The sequence below is a fragment of the Paraburkholderia sp. UCT31 genome (assembly GCF_014397655.1).
Taxonomy (GTDB): Bacteria; Pseudomonadota; Gammaproteobacteria; order Burkholderiales; family Burkholderiaceae; genus Paraburkholderia; species Paraburkholderia tuberum.
In genome coordinates this window covers 1-16,136 of the sequence record NZ_VZQP01000078.1, presented here as the reverse complement: position 1 = coordinate 16,136, position 16,136 = coordinate 1, and the positions used below count along the sequence as shown (strand labels likewise).

General features: G+C 60.7%; 13 protein-coding genes. 12 read left to right on the top strand and 1 reads right to left on the bottom strand.

What is annotated here, in order from left to right; all coding sequences use genetic code 11:
* Positions 1-61: 61 nt before the first annotated feature.
* From F6X40_RS37495 to F6X40_RS37445, 11 genes are all read left to right on the top strand, one after another.
* Positions 62-1,723: an FAD-dependent monooxygenase gene (locus F6X40_RS37495; RefSeq protein ID WP_316251880.1), complete on the top strand. Its 1,662-nt coding sequence runs from the start codon at positions 62-64 to the stop codon at positions 1,721-1,723.
* A 57-nt stretch (positions 1,724-1,780) separates the two neighbouring features.
* The gene (locus tag F6X40_RS37490) at positions 1,781-2,851 is read left to right on the top strand and encodes a VOC family protein (RefSeq protein WP_187631346.1); all 1,071 of its coding nucleotides are present in this window, start codon (positions 1,781-1,783) and stop codon (positions 2,849-2,851) included.
* Positions 2,852-2,886: 35 nt separating this feature from the next.
* A complete protein-coding gene (locus F6X40_RS37485) occupies positions 2,887-3,843 on the top strand; it encodes a fumarylacetoacetate hydrolase family protein (RefSeq protein ID WP_187631345.1) in 957 nt (318 codons plus the stop codon).
* The gene (locus tag F6X40_RS37480; protein WP_187631344.1) at positions 3,840-5,816 is read left to right on the top strand and encodes an acyl-CoA synthetase; all 1,977 of its coding nucleotides are present in this window, start codon (positions 3,840-3,842) and stop codon (positions 5,814-5,816) included. Before F6X40_RS37485 ends, F6X40_RS37480 begins: the two co-directional genes overlap by 4 nt.
* 762 nt (positions 5,817-6,578) lie before the next feature.
* Positions 6,579-7,301 carry an OmpW/AlkL family protein gene (locus F6X40_RS37475; protein WP_187631343.1) on the top strand — a complete coding sequence of 241 codons (723 nt, stop codon included), beginning with the start codon at positions 6,579-6,581 and terminating at the stop codon, positions 7,299-7,301.
* 145 nt (positions 7,302-7,446) lie between these two features.
* Positions 7,447-10,425 (top strand): molybdopterin-dependent oxidoreductase, encoded by a 2,979-nt coding sequence (locus F6X40_RS37470; RefSeq protein ID WP_187631342.1) that lies wholly within the window; start codon positions 7,447-7,449, stop codon positions 10,423-10,425.
* A gap of 10 nt (positions 10,426-10,435) precedes the next feature.
* Entirely contained in the window at positions 10,436-11,299 is an 864-nt protein-coding gene (locus F6X40_RS37465) for a 4Fe-4S dicluster domain-containing protein (protein ID WP_187631341.1), read from the top strand.
* Positions 11,300-11,553: 254 nt separating this feature from the next.
* Positions 11,554-12,231 (top strand): TetR/AcrR family transcriptional regulator, encoded by a 678-nt coding sequence (locus F6X40_RS37460; RefSeq protein WP_184068406.1) that lies wholly within the window; start codon positions 11,554-11,556, stop codon positions 12,229-12,231.
* Between the two features lie 573 nt (positions 12,232-12,804).
* The gene (locus F6X40_RS37455; protein ID WP_262421696.1) at positions 12,805-13,638 is read left to right on the top strand and encodes an AAA family ATPase; all 834 of its coding nucleotides are present in this window, start codon (positions 12,805-12,807) and stop codon (positions 13,636-13,638) included.
* Between the two features lie 165 nt (positions 13,639-13,803).
* A complete protein-coding gene (locus tag F6X40_RS37450) occupies positions 13,804-14,253 on the top strand; it encodes a DUF3331 domain-containing protein (protein WP_316251879.1) in 450 nt (149 codons plus the stop codon).
* Positions 14,254-14,481: 228 nt separating this feature from the next.
* Complete coding sequence (locus F6X40_RS37445) at positions 14,482-15,399, top strand: LysR family transcriptional regulator (protein ID WP_187631338.1); 918 nt, start codon at positions 14,482-14,484, stop codon at positions 15,397-15,399.
* On the opposite strand, the gene F6X40_RS37440 is transcribed toward F6X40_RS37445, so the two are convergent.
* Entirely contained in the window at positions 15,396-15,584 is a 189-nt protein-coding gene (locus tag F6X40_RS37440) for a hypothetical protein (protein ID WP_187631337.1), read from the bottom strand. The two genes, F6X40_RS37445 and F6X40_RS37440, sit on opposite strands and share 4 nt — an antisense overlap.
* Positions 15,585-15,737: 153 nt before the next feature.
* Between F6X40_RS37440 and F6X40_RS37435 the strand changes: the two genes are divergently transcribed.
* A partial coding sequence (locus F6X40_RS37435; RefSeq protein WP_262421693.1) for a DUF3141 domain-containing protein occupies positions 15,738-16,136 on the top strand: 399 nt, incomplete at its 3' end.

The window sequence follows — 16,136 nt, the reverse complement described above, 5'->3', positions numbered from 1 at the left end:
TTAAAGGCGCCCCGAAGGCCGGCCTTACATACAAGTACAACAGACAACATCTGGAGTGACTGTGGAGACAGCAGCAAAGGACGGCGCCGCGCCGTGGAGCCGGCATGAACAGGTTCGTCCGCCGATTGGCGCATTACCGTCGGTGGTTGACGTCTTACTGGTGGGTTGCGGACCTGTCGGTGCAACGATTGCCAATCTACTGGCGCGCTACGGCGTGCATGTATTGATTGTCGACAAGTCGACCGAGGTTTCCATCGCGCGCCAGGCAATCGAGTTGGATAACGACGCGCTGCGCATCCTTCAGCTTGCGGGCATTGGGGAGCCCGATTTCGAGACCAGCACCATTCCATATGTGCGGATGAGAACGCCCAGCCTGGGGCAGGTCGGCCAGATCAGTTCGGCGAGCCGCCTGGATGGCTATCAGAAGCCCGTCACGTTGTACCAGCACGAACTCGAGCGGTGCCTGCGGGCCCGGCTCGAGAAATACGACTGTGTGCATATCGCGCCAGGTGTCGAACTGGGGAGCTTCACGGAAGAAGGCGACCATGTGCTCGTGTCGCTGGAGCTTGATCACGGCCGCCCTCACATCGTCCGGGCGCGCTACGTGGTCGGTGCAGACGGGGCGTATTCACTGGTTCGGCAGACTATCGGGCCGCACTTCTGGGGTAAGACATTTGCCGAGGAATGGCTCGTTGCCGCTGCGCGGCATCTTTCGCGCCCAGCCGATGATATCGAGTTCATCTCCGATCACCGTCCGCCAAACCGGTGCATGGTCGGTCGCAGCGGGCGTGAGCGCTGGAAGTTCATGCTGCAGCCGGACGAGCGCCACGAGAACATGAAAGCCGAGGTCCGCATACGCGAGGTGGTCGCTCCATCGGGCAACCCGGAAGACTCGATGATCGAGCGCAAGGCGGTGTATCGCTTCCGATCGCGAACCCTTAATGCATTCAGCCGGGGGCGTGTGTTCTTCGCGGGCGACGCCGCGCACATTGGGCCTCCATCCGTCGGCCGAGGGTTGGCCGCGGGACTGCGAGATGCCGCCAACCTGTGCTGGAAGCTTGCATGGGTGGTGCAGGGGCGAGCGGATTCACGCATTCTCGACACTTACGACGAGGAGAGGCGGCCCCACGAGAAGGCGATAACAAAGCTCGCAAGGTTCATGAGAAAGCTCGTCACGCCGCGCAATGGCGGCATTGCCTTGTGGGCTCATGGGCTAATGCAATTGTCGCCACCGGTGCTCCCGCTGCGTGCGCAGCCCGAGGAATCGCAGATCCAGCCGAAAAAAACAACTAGAAGAGGTGTGTTTGTCAAAGGCCGCTCGCCGACGAAGCTTGTGCGCGGCGCAGTCATTGGGCAGGGGCGGGTACGTGGTTCGGATGGCAAGGCGCGTCCGAGCGACGAGGTGTTTGGGCAGGGCCTGGTGCTGATTGGATTTGGCACAGATGCCCGAGCCTCGCTTGATTCTTCTGAGGCAGCAGCCTTCGCGCGTGCCGGCGGAAGCACTGTGCAGATCGCACACCGTGGAGAGCGGCCGCATCTCGCTCGGCATGACAGCTGGGAGGACCTCGACGGTGTGTTCCTTCCGCGTCTCGTACCGGTTGGTTGGGCCGCCGTGGTGCGGCCCGACAAGACCGTCGTTCACGATGGCCCGGCGACCGATGCGTCGCGGCTCGTGCGCGAGAGTCTTTCCTTGCTAGGTCAGCACTGCTGGGTCATGCAGTGATCGCGAAGCCGCATGCCGTCTCGAAACCCCATTCACACCGTGTGACCTCTTATCGCCATGAACCTGACCACAGTACAACCAGCCCGTCACCCCGATCCTACGACGAAAGCGTCGGCATTGGCCTATCTGATATTCGACCGGCCAGATCTCGAGAAAGCCGAGCAATTTCTCAGTGACTTCGGGCTCCGAACGGTATCGCGCGGTGAAGCGCTCCTGCTGCTGCGGGGAACGGGTGCCTCACACTTCTGCTACGTCGTCCGGAAGGCCTCGAAACCCCGGTTCGTTGGTTTTGGGCTACAGGTCGACAACAGGGCCGAGCTTGATGCACTTGCAAAACTGCCGGGCGCCTCGGACGTCGAACGCTCGCCCCTGCCCGGCGGCGGCTATACGGTACGGCTGACCGATCCTTCAGGCTTTCGCGTCGACGCGATATGGGGCCAGCAGCCAGCTTCGACGTTGTCTCATCGGCCACCCTTGCCGTTCAACTCCGTGGATGCAACGGTCCGGATCAACGGGACGCAGCGACCGCCCGAAGGCGCGCCGGAAATTATCCGGCTCGGACACGTCGTGCTCGAACTCGTCGACTATCAGGAAACCTGCGCGTGGTATACGCGGCATTTCGGCTTCATCCCCAGCGATGTGCAGGTGCTTCCCGATGGTTCGCCCGCCGTCGCGTTCATGCGGCTCGATCTCGGCGACAAGCCAGCCGATCACCATACGCTCGCGCTTGCACAAGGCTTCGTGCCCACCTACAGCCATAGCGCGTACGAAGTCGTTGACGCCGACGCGGTTGGCATGGGCCAACGCATTCTGCGCGACAAAGGTTGGACGCACGCATGGGGGATCGGCCGACATATCCTGGGCAGCCAGGTGTTCGACTACTGGCAGGATCCGTGGGGAGACAAGCACGAGCACTATTGCGACGGCGACCTCTTTACGGCGGACGCGCCGACGGGTGTCCATGCGGTGAGCCGCGAGGCGATGGCGCAATGGGGACCGACGATGCCACGCAGCTTCACGAAGCCCAGGTTCACACCCGCGAGCGTCGTGGCACTTTTCAGAAACCTGCGCCGCAGCCCCGACCTGACGTTGAGCAAGCTGCGCACGTTGGCGAAGCTTTTCGCCTGAACCACCCCACTTTCATCGAATCCGGAGATCGATAAATGGCACTTCACGTTCTGCATTACCTTCATGATGGCCGCGCCCGGTGGGGCGTAGTCGCCAATGGCGCCATCACGCCGATTCATGGCGAATTCAAGTCGACCGCCGAGTTTATTGAAGCCAATCCCGTCGAACGGCTGGCGGTACTGGACGGTTCTCCGATTCCCGAATCGGATGTGCAATGGTTGTCGCCCGTGACCGCCAACCAGCAGTTCATCTGCCAGGGCGCGAATTATCGCCAGCATATGATCGACTCCGGCATGGACCCGGATGTGAAGAAATTCAACATGATCTTCACGAAGGCGACGAGCTGCATCGTTCCTGCCGACTCGCCCCTCGTGAAGCCCAGGGAGGTGCAGTTGCTCGACTACGAGATCGAACTCGGTCTTGTGCTCAAACGCGACGTCACGTCCCGCGAAACGGTCACCGACGAGAACCTGCATGACTACATTGCTGGCGCCGTGATCGTCAACGACTACTCCGCGCGCGATATCCAGATTCCGCAGATGCAGTTCTACAAGGGCAAGAGCTACCGCACGTTTGGCCCTGTGGGCCCTTACCTTTGCCTCCTTGAGAAACATGATATTCCGAAGTTGAAGGAGCTCGTGCTGACACTGACGGTCAATGGAACCGTCCGCCAGAATGACACGACGGCGGGTCTCGTCCATGGGCCGGCAGAGACCTTGACGGAGCTTTCCGGCGTGCATGATCTGCGCATCGGTGACCTGCTCGCGACGGGCACGCCATCTGGCTGTGCACTGAGCATTCCATCGCCCGAAAAGCAACGCGCCGCGGCGCAGCTGCCTGAAGCGGAAAAATGGCGTCTTTTCCTGAAGATGCAGGCGGAAAGGCCGCAGTACCTGAAGGTGGGGGACGTCGTGGAGGCGCATATCGTCAGCTACGATCGCTCGATCGATCTGGGCGTGCAGCATAACGTCGTTGTGGAAGAGGCAGCATGAAAGGCATCGCAAACGTAGACGAAGTCCTTGCCATCGAAACGCAAGGGCTGCCGGCGGATCTCCCGTCGAGCACCTACGAGATGATCTGCCGGGGCGCGGCGATTAATCCATCGGCACCGGCACTTTCGTTCTTTGCAACGGCCGACGACTATCGGAACGCCGAGTGCTGGACGTATAGTGAACTCGTCCGAGATATCACGCGCACCGCGAACATGTTCTCGCGCCTCGGAGTACAACGCGACTCAGTCGTCGCATATGTTCTGCCTAACCTCCCTGAAACGCACTTCGTGATCTGGGGTGGGGAGGCCGCCGGAATTGTCTGCGCGATCAATCCATTGCTCGAGCAGGAAGCCATCGGCCAACTCCTCAACGCTGCAGGCGCCAGCGTGCTGGTAACGCTGGCGCCGTTTCCCGGAACTGATCTTTGGCAAAAGGTACAAGCGGTGCTGCACAAGGTTTCTTCGCTGAAGAATCTGGTGCTCGTGAATCCGGCCGAACGTGTGACGGGTTCAAAACAGTCCGCGACGCGGATGCTGCAGCGTAACGAGTGCTCAAGGCTGCACGGCGAGGGCGGCGTGCGGGGCGCGGTTCCTGCGCATATCGAGATCCACGACTTCGGCGTTGCCATCGCGCAGGAGTCGGGAACGGCACTTCAAGGCGCGCGGCACTTTGGCGCCGACGACGTGTCGTCGTACTTCTGTACGGGCGGGACGACCGGCCTGCCGAAAATTGCGATGCGCCGCCACGGCAATGAGGTGGCTAATGCCTGGAGCACGGGTCAATTCTTCGGCGACAGCGTTGGGCCAGGCAAGACGCTTTTCTGCGGACTGCCACTCTTCCACGTGAATGCCGTCATGGCAACGGGTCTCCTGCCTTTTTCCAAAGGCGCCCAGGTCGTGCTCGGGACGCCACAAGGCTATCGCGGCGATGGCGTTGTCAAACGTTTCTGGGAAATCGTCGAGCATCACCGCATCAATTTCTTCAGCGGTGTCCCGACGCTTTATGCGGCGTTACTCGATATTCCTGTCGGCGAGCACGATGTGAGTTCGCTGGAGTACGGACTGTGCGGTGCGGCTCCCATGCCGGTCGAAGTTCTCCGGACCTTTCAGGAAAGGACGCGCATCCGGATTCTCGAGGGCTATGGCCTGACCGAGGGGACCTGCGTGAGCAGCGCCAATCCGCCGCTGGGGGAGCGCAGGCTGGGCTCAATCGGGCTCCGCATTCCGGGCCAGGCGATGAAAGCCGTCATCGTCGACGCTGACGGGCGATATGTACGGGATTGCGAGATCGATGAGGTCGGCCTGCTGACTATTTCCGGCCCGAACATTTTCCTCGGGTATATCGTGCCCGAGCAGAACAAGGGGCTCTGGCTGGATCTCGGCGATGGCAGGTGCTGGCTCAATACCGGCGACCTCGGTCGATGCGATGTCGATGGTTATTTCTGGCTTACCGGTCGCAAAAAGGAAGTGATCATTCGTGGCGGTCACAACATCGATCCGGCAGCGATCGAGGAACCGCTCTATCGCCATCCCGCCGTCAACATCGCGGCGGCGGTCGGTCGTCCCGATGCACACGCCGGGGAGTTGCCGATTGCCTATGTCCAGCTCAAACCGGGTGCAACCGCGACTGAGGACGAACTCGCCGAGTTCGTGCGACTCGAGATAGGCGAGCGCGCGGCACTGCCTAAACGGATCAGAATCCTGGATGCGATGCCGTTGACAGGCGTGGGCAAGATTTTCAAGCCGGCGCTGAAACAGCGCGAAACGGTAGACGCGTTACAGTCGGCACTCGTGGAGGCTGGCGTCGAGGGAGCAACCGTTAGGATCATTGAAGATACTTCGCGCGGGCTTTCGCTTTACGTCGAACTTCCCGACCCCGAGCTCGAAGCATTGGCGACTTCCGCGCTCGGGCGCTTTCCGTTCGCATTTTCGCTTTCGGTTGCCGCGCGGCCATCACGGAAAGAGCAATGTTGATGTACCAGCGGCGATAGAGACGCACAGCAGGCCAAGGTGATAGGAGCCTGACATCAGCGGGGGCGCTCAGTCACGCGCACGCGGCTCGATGCGGCGTTTCAAACGCCAGTGTCATGAGTTAAACGCTCGCGTCGGTTTGGAGGAAAGAAGATGAATACTGCTTCAGAAAGGTCCTTGCGTTCGCTTGTTGAAAAATGGCTCGGGCCAATATCGGCGAGTGCGGTTCGGATTACCCGGTTCGGTCGTGCCGGCTCAAACCAGAGACCCTATGTGCATATCGAGCTACTGCTGCCGAAAGGACCGGTTGGGTTATTTTTCTTCCGGCACCCCGACGGTGCGTGGTGCGTATTCCCGCCCGAGACTGAACGTTTGGCGATGCGCGCTTACTAGCGTGCAGGGCGATGGAGGCATGCTGTACCAGCAGTTATTCCAAAGGCAGAGAACGAATAATTGGACGGATTAAAGTCTCGACACCAGGAGGTACGAAGAATAGAAAGGATGGTAAGGATAACGCGAAAGCGTATTTCCACATAACGTGTACGAGGCAGTAGCGGTGTTCTAAACATTCGTGCCTGTTTCATGTCATTTAGTAAAACTACCTAATCAGACATAACCGGCGGACCTGATAAGCGGTCGAAGCCTATGAGGAACGACGCAACGACCCCAGACGGAGCGCCGCATCGGTTCCACAGGAAGCGCCACGGGTTCACAAAAATGCCCGGGCAACGAGACAGGAGAAGACACGTGAGGAATTACAGGCGAATGATCAGCTCTGCCGGTATGGCGGCTTGCCTCTGCTCGGCTGCGCTGACCGACAATGCAAACGCCCAGTCGGCGGGAAGCATTACGCTGTCCACAGGATGGCTTCACATCGCGCCACAGGGCGACGCAACGCCACTCACCGTGGAGAGTATTGGCGGCGAAACGGTGAATCGCCAACTAGCCGGTAGCGGGGGGCATGCGACGTCAACGAATACGGTGGGAATTACCACCGAGTACTACGTCACGGACAACATTGGCGTCGCTATGCTTTTGGGACTGCCATTGACAGTAAATCTGGTTGGCGATGGGACGCTGGAGAAGTATGGCAACCTCGGCTCGACGAGGCCAATGCCGCCAGCCATCGAACTTCGATACCACCTGTTTTCAGCCGAATCGAAATTCCGTCCGTTCATGGGGCTCGGCGTGAACTATACGTGGTTCACCCAGGTTCGGATAACCAATAGCCAGTTTGTCACTGATAGCGTTGGTCCAGGCGGTTCGGCACACGCAACACTCAGTTCGTCGTGGAATCCGGTATTCGAGATCGGGGCAAGTTACGCCATTACAAAACACTGGTCTGTCGGAACCTCTGTGAACTATATGCCGGTGAAGACCCACCTTACGTTAGACGGACACACCGCGACTGGAACGCAGATCGTTTCCAAATCGACGCTCCGGCTCGATCCCCTGAGCGTCTTCCTGAACGTCGCCTACACGTTCTAGCGCGTACGACTCGTTAATGCACCGATCGAGAGATCTGAATGCCCATCGAACACATCGACAACGTTATTTTTCGCGCCCCGGGCCTGGCTGCGGTCCGCGACGTCATGCCACCGCTAGCGCACCCCGCTTCCCTTTGGATCGAATAATGAAACGACAGGTCCTCAAGACTATTCTTTTTGCTTTGCCCAAGGCTCTTGACCTGACGGCACGCCGCTTTCCCGCTTATCGTGATCGCCTGAAGGAGCGCGATCTCGTGGCCTGGATCGGACTTGCGGATCAAAGCATCGGTCGCGTCATCAGGTTAAAGAACGGACGTGTTCGGTCCAGCGCCGGCAGGCATCCGCGGCCCGACGTGAGCATGGTCTTCAAGGATGTCGCCACAGCCCTGAAGTTCCTTTCTCCCAATCCGGATCAGGGCGAAATCATCCACGCTGCCAAGAACTTCAAGGTGGTCACCGAGGGCGAGGACGAACTGTTGGTCTGGCTAATGCAGACCCTGAGCATGATGCGGACCGTCGGCCTGCCGATGGGCACGCCTTTGCGCGACGGCACCCGCCGCTACACCACCTGCACCAACGGCGGGCCTCTGTTCGTCTACGTGAAGGATGGCCGCGTCGTTCGGGTGACGCCCATCGAGCTGGACAGCACGGATGCGCCAAGTTATGTGATCGAGGCGCGCGGCCGCCGTTTCAGCCCGCCACGGCGTGGCCTGGTCGCGCCCCACGCGTTGACGCTCAAGTCGCTGGTCTATTCCGACAAGCGCATCCTTCACCCCATGAAGCGGGTCGACTTCGACCCTGACGGCGAACGCAATCCCCAGAACCGGGGCAAATCCGGCTATGTGCGTATCAGTTGGGACGAGGCCCTGGACATTGTCGCCAGGGAAATCAACCGGCAGAAGCGCGTTCACGGTCCCGGTTCCATCACCTTCCCGATGTCGTCCCATCACCAGTGGGGCAACGTGGGTTACTACCTCAGCGCGCTGACGCGCTTTGCCAACCTGATCGGCTTTACCCGGGTCGCGGCCAATCCGGATAGCTGGGAAGGCTGGTACTGGGGTGCCATGCATCATTTCGGCAACTCGATGCGCGTCGGCGTGCCATCCGGCTATGGTGGCGTCGAGGATTGCCTGAAGGAAGCCGACATGATCGTGTTCTGGTCCTGCGACCCCGAAAGTACCAACGGGGCCTATGCGGGATTCGAGGGGACTCCGCGACGCCTGTGGGCCAAGGAACTCGGCATTGAGTTCGTTCATATCGACCCACACTGCAACCCCACCGCGCAGTTGCTGGGCGGGCGCTGGATTCCGGTCCGACCGCAAACCGATGCTGCTCTCGCCACCGCCATCATGTACGTATGGGCCATGGAGGGCTTGTACGACGAGGATTACATCGCCACCCGCACGACCGGTTTCGACGAGTGGAGGGCCTATCTTCTGGGCGAATCCGACGGCGTTCCCAAGACGCCCGAGTGGCAGGAGGGCGAAACCGGCGTGCCCGCCAAGGACGTCCGTGCGCTTGCGCGCCGATGGGGGAACAGGAAGGTCCATCTCGCGGTCGGGATGACCGGCGCGGGATTCGGCGGCGCGGGCCGCGGCGCGACCGGAGCGCAATGGGCGCGCTGCATGATCATGATGATGGCGATGCAGGGCTGGGGTAAGCCGGGGGTCAATTTCGGCTGCCTTGAGGCCGGCGTGCCCCACGACCTCCATTTCTATTTCCCCGGCTACGCGGACGGCGGCATATCCGGCGACCTGGCGTGGACCGCCAATGCGGTGAACAATTACCAGCGCATGCCGCACATTCTGTCCATGAATCCGGTCAAGCAAATGGTCCCGCGGCAGCAATTGCCCGACGCCATCATCAACGGCCATGCGACGGGCTACCTCTGGGACGGCATGTCCCAGGAAGCCCAGTTCGCGCCGTTCAGCTACCCCATGCCCGGGTATTCGCCGATCCACATGATCTACCGCTACGGCGGATCCGCCTTCAGCACGGTGACGAATTCCGGACGCTGGGCTGAAGCCTACCGGCACCCGAGCATCGAGTTCGTGGTCAACCAGTCGATCTGGATGGAGGGCGAGGCCCAGTTCGCCGACATCATCCTGCCGGCGTGCACCGCGCTGGAGCGCTGGGACATCGGCGAATGGGCGAATTCCGGCGGCTACGCCCACCATGGGTTTAGCACGGTCAATCATCGCGTGATGACGCTGCAGCACAAGTGCATCGAGCCTTTGGGCGAGTCCCGTTCCGACTACGACATCTTCACTGCCATCCTGACCCGGCTGGGCCTTGGCGGGGTGTTCACCGAGGGATGCAGCGAGCTGGACTGGGTCAGGCGGGTCTTCGACTCGTCGGATCTGCCCGATCGCATTTCGTGGCGCGAGTTCTGCCGCAAGGGCTATTTCGTCGTGCCGCCCGAAAAGCCCGAGTTGCGCCATCCGGTGGACATGCGCTGGTTCGCGGAGGGACGGCGCAAGGACCTGCAGGAACCCCATCCGCTGCCGTCGCAGTTCGCCGAAAAATTCGGCATGGGCCTGCAGACGCCGAGCGGCAAGCTGGAGTTCGTGCCCGAGTTGATGAAGCGGCACACTGCGGACAATCCCGAGCGACCACCGCTCAACCGATACATCCCGTCCTGGGAGGGGCTGCGTTCGGACCTGGCTCAGCGTTATCCGCTGCAGTTGATCGCCACTCACAGCCGTTACAGCTTCCATACCCATTGTGATGGCAAGAACTCCTCGGTCAACAGCATCGATGACCATCGCGCGCTGATTGGTGGCCATCGCTTCTGGCTGCTGAGGCTAGGTCCGGCCGACGCGGCCATTCGAGGCATTGCGCACCGCGACCTCGTCAAGGTGTACAACGACCGCGGCGCAGTGATCTGCGCGGCCGACGTCTCGCCGCTGGTTAGCGCGGGAGTGGTCAAGTCGTATGAGGCGAGCGCCGAATTTCAGCTGGTCGAAATAGACGGCGAGTGCGTCGAGATTGGCGGTTGCATGAACATGCTCACCCCTGACCGGCCTCAAACCGCCGGCACGAGCAGCATGAGCCCAAATTCCTGCCTGGTGCAGGTCGAGAAGTGGCTAGGCACCGAAGCGTTCATGCTCGGTCGCGCCGCGTGAGGAATTTCGAATGAGCAAGTTGAACCTGATTATCAAAGTGGGGCGTTGCGAGAACTGCCAGAACTGCGTGATCGCCGCGCGGGACGAGCACGTCGGCAACGACTTCCCCGGTTATGCCGCGCCCGCCGCCGCCAATGCCGACAGCCCCATCCGGATCCTGCGCCGCGTCCAGGGCGACTCGCATATGGTCGAAACCACGTATCTGCCGGTCATGTGCAACCACTGCGACGAAGCGCCTTGCATGCGGGTGGGCGGCGACGCCATTCGCAAGCGCGCCGACGGCGTCGTCATCATTGATCCGGACAAGGCGCGGGGCCGCAAGGACATCGTGAAGTCCTGCCCCTACAAGGCGATCGTCTGGAACGATGAGCTGCAACTGCCGCAGACCTGGATTTTCGATGCCCATCTACTCGACCAGGGCTGGCCGCAGCCGCGTTGCCAGCAGTCGTGCCCCACCGACGTCTTCGAGACGGTCAAGCTCGATGACGCTGCGATGGCCGAGAAGGCCCAGCGCGAGGGGCTCAAGGTCTTGCGGCCTAACCTGGGCACGAAACCGCGCGTGTGGTACAGCGACCTCGAGCGCTGGGAAACCTGCTTCATCGGCGGAAGCGTCAGCGCCCGGTTGGGAGATGTGGTCGAGTGCGTCACGGATGCGGCGGTCGCCCTGTACCTCGGCAATCAGAAGATGGCCGAAACCGTCTCGGACGGCTTCGGCGATTTCCGGTTCGGCGGTCTGGCCAAAGGAAGCGGCATGTACCGGGTCGAAATCCGTCATGCCCTCGGCAGCGCCTGGCGCAAATGCGAATTGGGCGAAAGCGTCTACCTTGGGGAGCTCAGCCTCGCACAGTCGACAAACGGTATGGAAGTCGCGTGATCATGGGCACCGCAACGAAGCTGCTTGCATGAGACAGGCGGACCGCTCACGCTTCGGTATGACGGTTCCGATTTCCTCTCACGTGTGCCAGATTTCGTTGACTTTGTTGACAACAAAATCAGATATGAGTCTAATGTCAAATAAACCGCGAGACGGCCTGATCGGGCGTCGACGGATCATTGCGAAACCCGTCATCTGACAAGCATGCCGATCTGGCGGCACCGCAGATGTCGGCCTGACCGGTACTTTATGCCATGAAGCGGGAACGCCTGACACGGGCACAGCGCAGAGAGCAGACGCGCGAATGCCTGCTTGAGGCTGCGCGGAAGATGTTCGTTAAAAAGGGATTCGCCGCGACAAGCGTGGAGGACATCGCTGAGGCGGCTGGCTATACGCGCGGCGCGTTCTACTCAAACTTCGGCGGCAAGCCGGATCTGCTGATCAGGTTGTTGCGCCGCGACGACGATAGGGCGCGGACGAATCTCCTGGCGATGATGGAGAAGGGCGGCACGCCCGATGAAATGAAGGACCGCGCCATCGCGTACTACAGCCAATCTATTGTTGAACACGATTGCTTTCCACTTTGGGTCGAGGCCCAGTTGCTCGCGTGCCGGGACACCCCGTTTCGGGAGCGCATTAACGCCTTCCGGCAGGAGAAGCTGGAACAGATCAGCGCGCACATTTGCATGCTTTCGGAGCGCAACGGCAGGCCGTTGCCCCTGCAGGCCGAGGCTCTCGCGGTTGGCCTGGTGAGCCTGTGCGAGGGCGTGCAGTTCTTCAGGATGTGCAGTCCGCAAACGGTGAGCGACAAGGTGCTTCAGACAGTGCTTGCCGGATTTTTTTCGTGCGTGTTGTCGCGACAGCCGGAAGAACCAGTCTACGACAATCATCGCCCGGACGTACCCATGGGCGCACCATGGCGACTCATATGACTGAATGGACTGGCACAGCCCAATTCCCGCGGCAGCCCCTTCCGAGTGAACGCGCCATGGCGGCGCCGAGCTGTCGCCAAGGCGACGCAACCGCTCGATAAGTTACCGCGGGCATCAGTCGGAGGCATCGACAGGTGTCACTCCACCCCCGCTCGCCACAACAGCACATTGGCGCACCCCAAGCGCCTTCGGCTGTTGATCGAGACGACCCGAAAGGCACGGCGTCAAGCCTTGCTGTAGCCGGCTAGACGTACCGCTACCTCCATTTTCAGGCAGCGCGCAGCATTTCAATTCCCGACGTGCAAGAAAGAACCAGATGAGTTCGGGGCCAACCCGCCGTTCGCGCTTTTTGCATCTGTCACTCATATCTGACACATAGACCATATATGATTGCATTGTCAGTATTGACGCGAAGGCGTACAATCCACGCGTCGATGAAACGTGCGATCCGAAAGTCGTTATGACTGACGGCGCGCGGGCCGTCAACGCTACTCGTGATGGGCGCGGAGGTCTCGATACGTGGGGGAATCAGTGAAGGATATAGTCTCCGGACAGGCGCTCGGGTTGCGCCAGATGCTCGCCAAAAGTGCTACGCGTGTGGTCGCTGTCACAGGCGGCTCGAAAGGAGTCGGCCGTACAACTGCCGTTGTCAACCTCGCGATGGTGCTGACCAGACAGGGTATGGACGTGCTGGTGGTGGACGAATGTCCTGGCGCGCGCTCGGCGAGCACAATGCTTCAAGACATTCACGCCGCAGGCGTGTTCGCTCCCGCGATACATCGCAACTTGCCGCGCGTGCTGGCCGTTGACCGTGGTCGACGTCAGTTCCACTCGACTGGCACCGGCCATACGGATCACGAAAACGTCGCTGGCCTGCAGTACGACGCGGTGCTCACGAGCCCGCCGAACATCGTGCTGATCGATGCCGCGCTTGCTGGCAACGGCGCGTTTTCACCACTTGCGTTGCAAGCCCACCACGTCATCGTCGTCATGCACCTGTCGGCCGCTGCAGTAGCAGACACTTACGTTTGCATGAAGCGCCTGCGTCTCGCACAGGGCATCGAGGAATTCCGCATCATTGTGAATCTGTTCGAGGGTGAAGCGGACACTCACGCGCTGCTGGAAAGTCTCGGAGCCATCGCCCGCGATTATCTGGCTGTCTCGGTTCTCAAGGCAGGCTGCATCTCAATCGATCCGTGTATCGCGCAAGCGGCAGAGCTTTCGCGCTGTGTCGTCGATGCATTTCCTGGGTCCCCGGCGGCGAGCGATTTTGCACGCGTTGCTGCCGATATGCAGTCCTGGTCGAAGCGGCCCGCAGCGTCCTTGCTGCCACCTGCGACAACGCACATGGCGGCACGGGGGCAGCGCACGCATAGGACTTTGGGCCCGGCAGCAGCATACCGGTAAAGCCTCGAAGAACGATCTCCCCGACCCGGGGGACTTGCCGGGGCCGCGGTGTTTTTCGGGTAGGCGCCGTTCATGAAAGCGTGACTATGTTCGCAGGGGCAAAGACATCAAAAAGGTCTTTGCCGACGCAATCGGACCGCTAATTATCGACGGAAGGGAGCAGCTATGGTGGGCAGCGCTCACGCGAAGCGCAAGCGTTCGAGCTTGCACGGAGGGAGCCGGGTTATGAATCGCGCTGTTGATCCGTGGAGTATGACCGTCACAAGGCTTGGCGATTGGAGTCTTGACGAACGAGCCACTGCGCACGGATCTGCCTTGAACGGTTCCTCGGTTCGACAGTCGATCGCTTCGACCAGCAAGCCAATCGTACGGGTACTCGACCAACCGACCGCGCAAACACTGATCGTTTCATGGTGCGATGCGCGCTCCGGACACTATGGATACCAGACATGGTGCGAAGGCGTCGCGCGGGTGCCAGGCATCTGTGCGCTGACCGGTCGGCTAATCGAAGTCGGAGATGCCATCTACAGGCCGCGCCTCACTGGGCCCACACCGGCTAATGCTCACGCAATGATCTGTGCGAGAAGCGTTAGCCTGATAGAACAGCCGACCTGAAGTGATTCGGTTCTCTGGTGTCTTTACGGCAGAATGCTCAGCGCTTTCATGTGCGGCCGTGACACCAGGCGCATCCACGCGCGCCAGGCGTGACCGGACAGTACCCCTGGTCGCGGTTGCACGGCATTGGACTATGTTCCACGGCGTGCGGTGCGGTAAAGGTCCACGAACAGGACTGATATCAAGGATATCTACACAAGTCGTCAGATAGCAGATGGAACGTGAACCATGGAATACATTGAAAGCTTGCGCCTGTTCCGGACTATCGTCGAAGTCAAACACTTCAGACGTGCCGGGGAAATGATGGATCTCTCGCCATCGGTCGTTTCGCGGGCGATCGCATCGCTGGAAGAGCGCCTGGGCGCGCGACTTTTCCATCGCTCGACCCGACAGTTTTCGCTGACGGAAGCCGCGGAGCGTTTTTACGATGGATGTTGTCGCATCCTGGATGACCTCGATTGCCTGGAAGCCAGTGCGGCGGGCCACGGTCGAGTGCCGGCGGGCATGCTGCGACTGGTCGCACATACGACCACCGCATTGACGTGGCTCGCACCGCTGATTGCGTCCTTTAAACGCAAGCATCCGAATGTCACCCTGGATATCACATTGACCGAGCGGCCCGTGGACCTGACGGCCGACGGTTACGATCTGGGTATCGTCCTGCCTTTCATGCTGGCGACGGATCTGGCTGTGACGCGGCTGCTCCAGCGGTTGCCGCTGGTCGTTGTCACAACGGAAGCTTATCTGGGCAGGCGTCCTCGGCCCCGGCATCCGGCTGAGCTGGCCGACCATGTGTTCGTCACGGTCCCTCCTTCGATGCACAAACCCTGCGTCACCTTTCGAATGGAACAGGAAAACATCGCGGTCCCGATCAGCTACGAAATTGCGTCGAACAATCCCATATTCAATCGCGACATCGTACTCGAAGGATTCGGTATTGGTCTGCTTCCAATCGCCCTTGTTGAGCAGGACATAAAGGCCGGACGGCTCGTTCGTCTGCTGGAAGACTTCGAGATCGCCGATACTTTGGCCGAGGTCCGCCTGGCATACATCGGACGCGCACTGTTGCCCGCGAAAGTCAGGGCGTTTATCGACCATACCGCGGAGTTTTTCGAACAGGGCATGGGACCTTCCACTGCTGGTTAGGTGGCGCACGCGGGTGAAGTCCGCGGCTTGCGAAGCAGCACACACGCGGCGCGCACGAGCTCATCCGAGACGTTGGCGCGCTGCGCGATCGCGGCGAGCTTCTCATCGAGCACGCCGGCGAACGCGAGCAGGTCATCGCGCCGGGTTCTGCAGCGCGATGCGCACCGGGCGGATGCGGCGCGCATCCAGCGCTTCGCGCACGCCCAATTCCTCGACGATGCAAGCTTCTCTGCAACCAGGCAACGGAATGAGCAGTTGTGCCAGGTTAAGTCGCTTCGCTTAAGGAGATTCATGAGATGGACCAGGTTTCACAGCTGACACGCAATCACGAGATCGCATTGAAAATCCTGCGCCTGTTGCACAATCGCCTGGAAGAGGCCCGGCAACGGTTCGGGCAGAGGACGAGCGACGCAATCAAGGGGGGCGACGGCACGTCCGCGCTCACCATTCCCAACCTGGCGCCGTTCACACCATGGGGTGCCTGGCACTATACGGCCGATTTCGCGCAGCGCTCCGTCCTGTTCTGGGATGCCTTGCGTCAACGCGGCAACGAGTTCATCGAGCGCAACAAGGCCGGGATCAAGCCGGCGTTGCATTTCGACTATGACACAGTGCTCGACGCGAGGCACTTTGAGCGGCCCGTCAACTACGCTCTGCTGTCGATACGGCCGCCGGAGGGTGTCGTGGTCGACGTGAAGAAGCGCCCGTATCTGATCATCGATCCGCGCGCCGGGCAC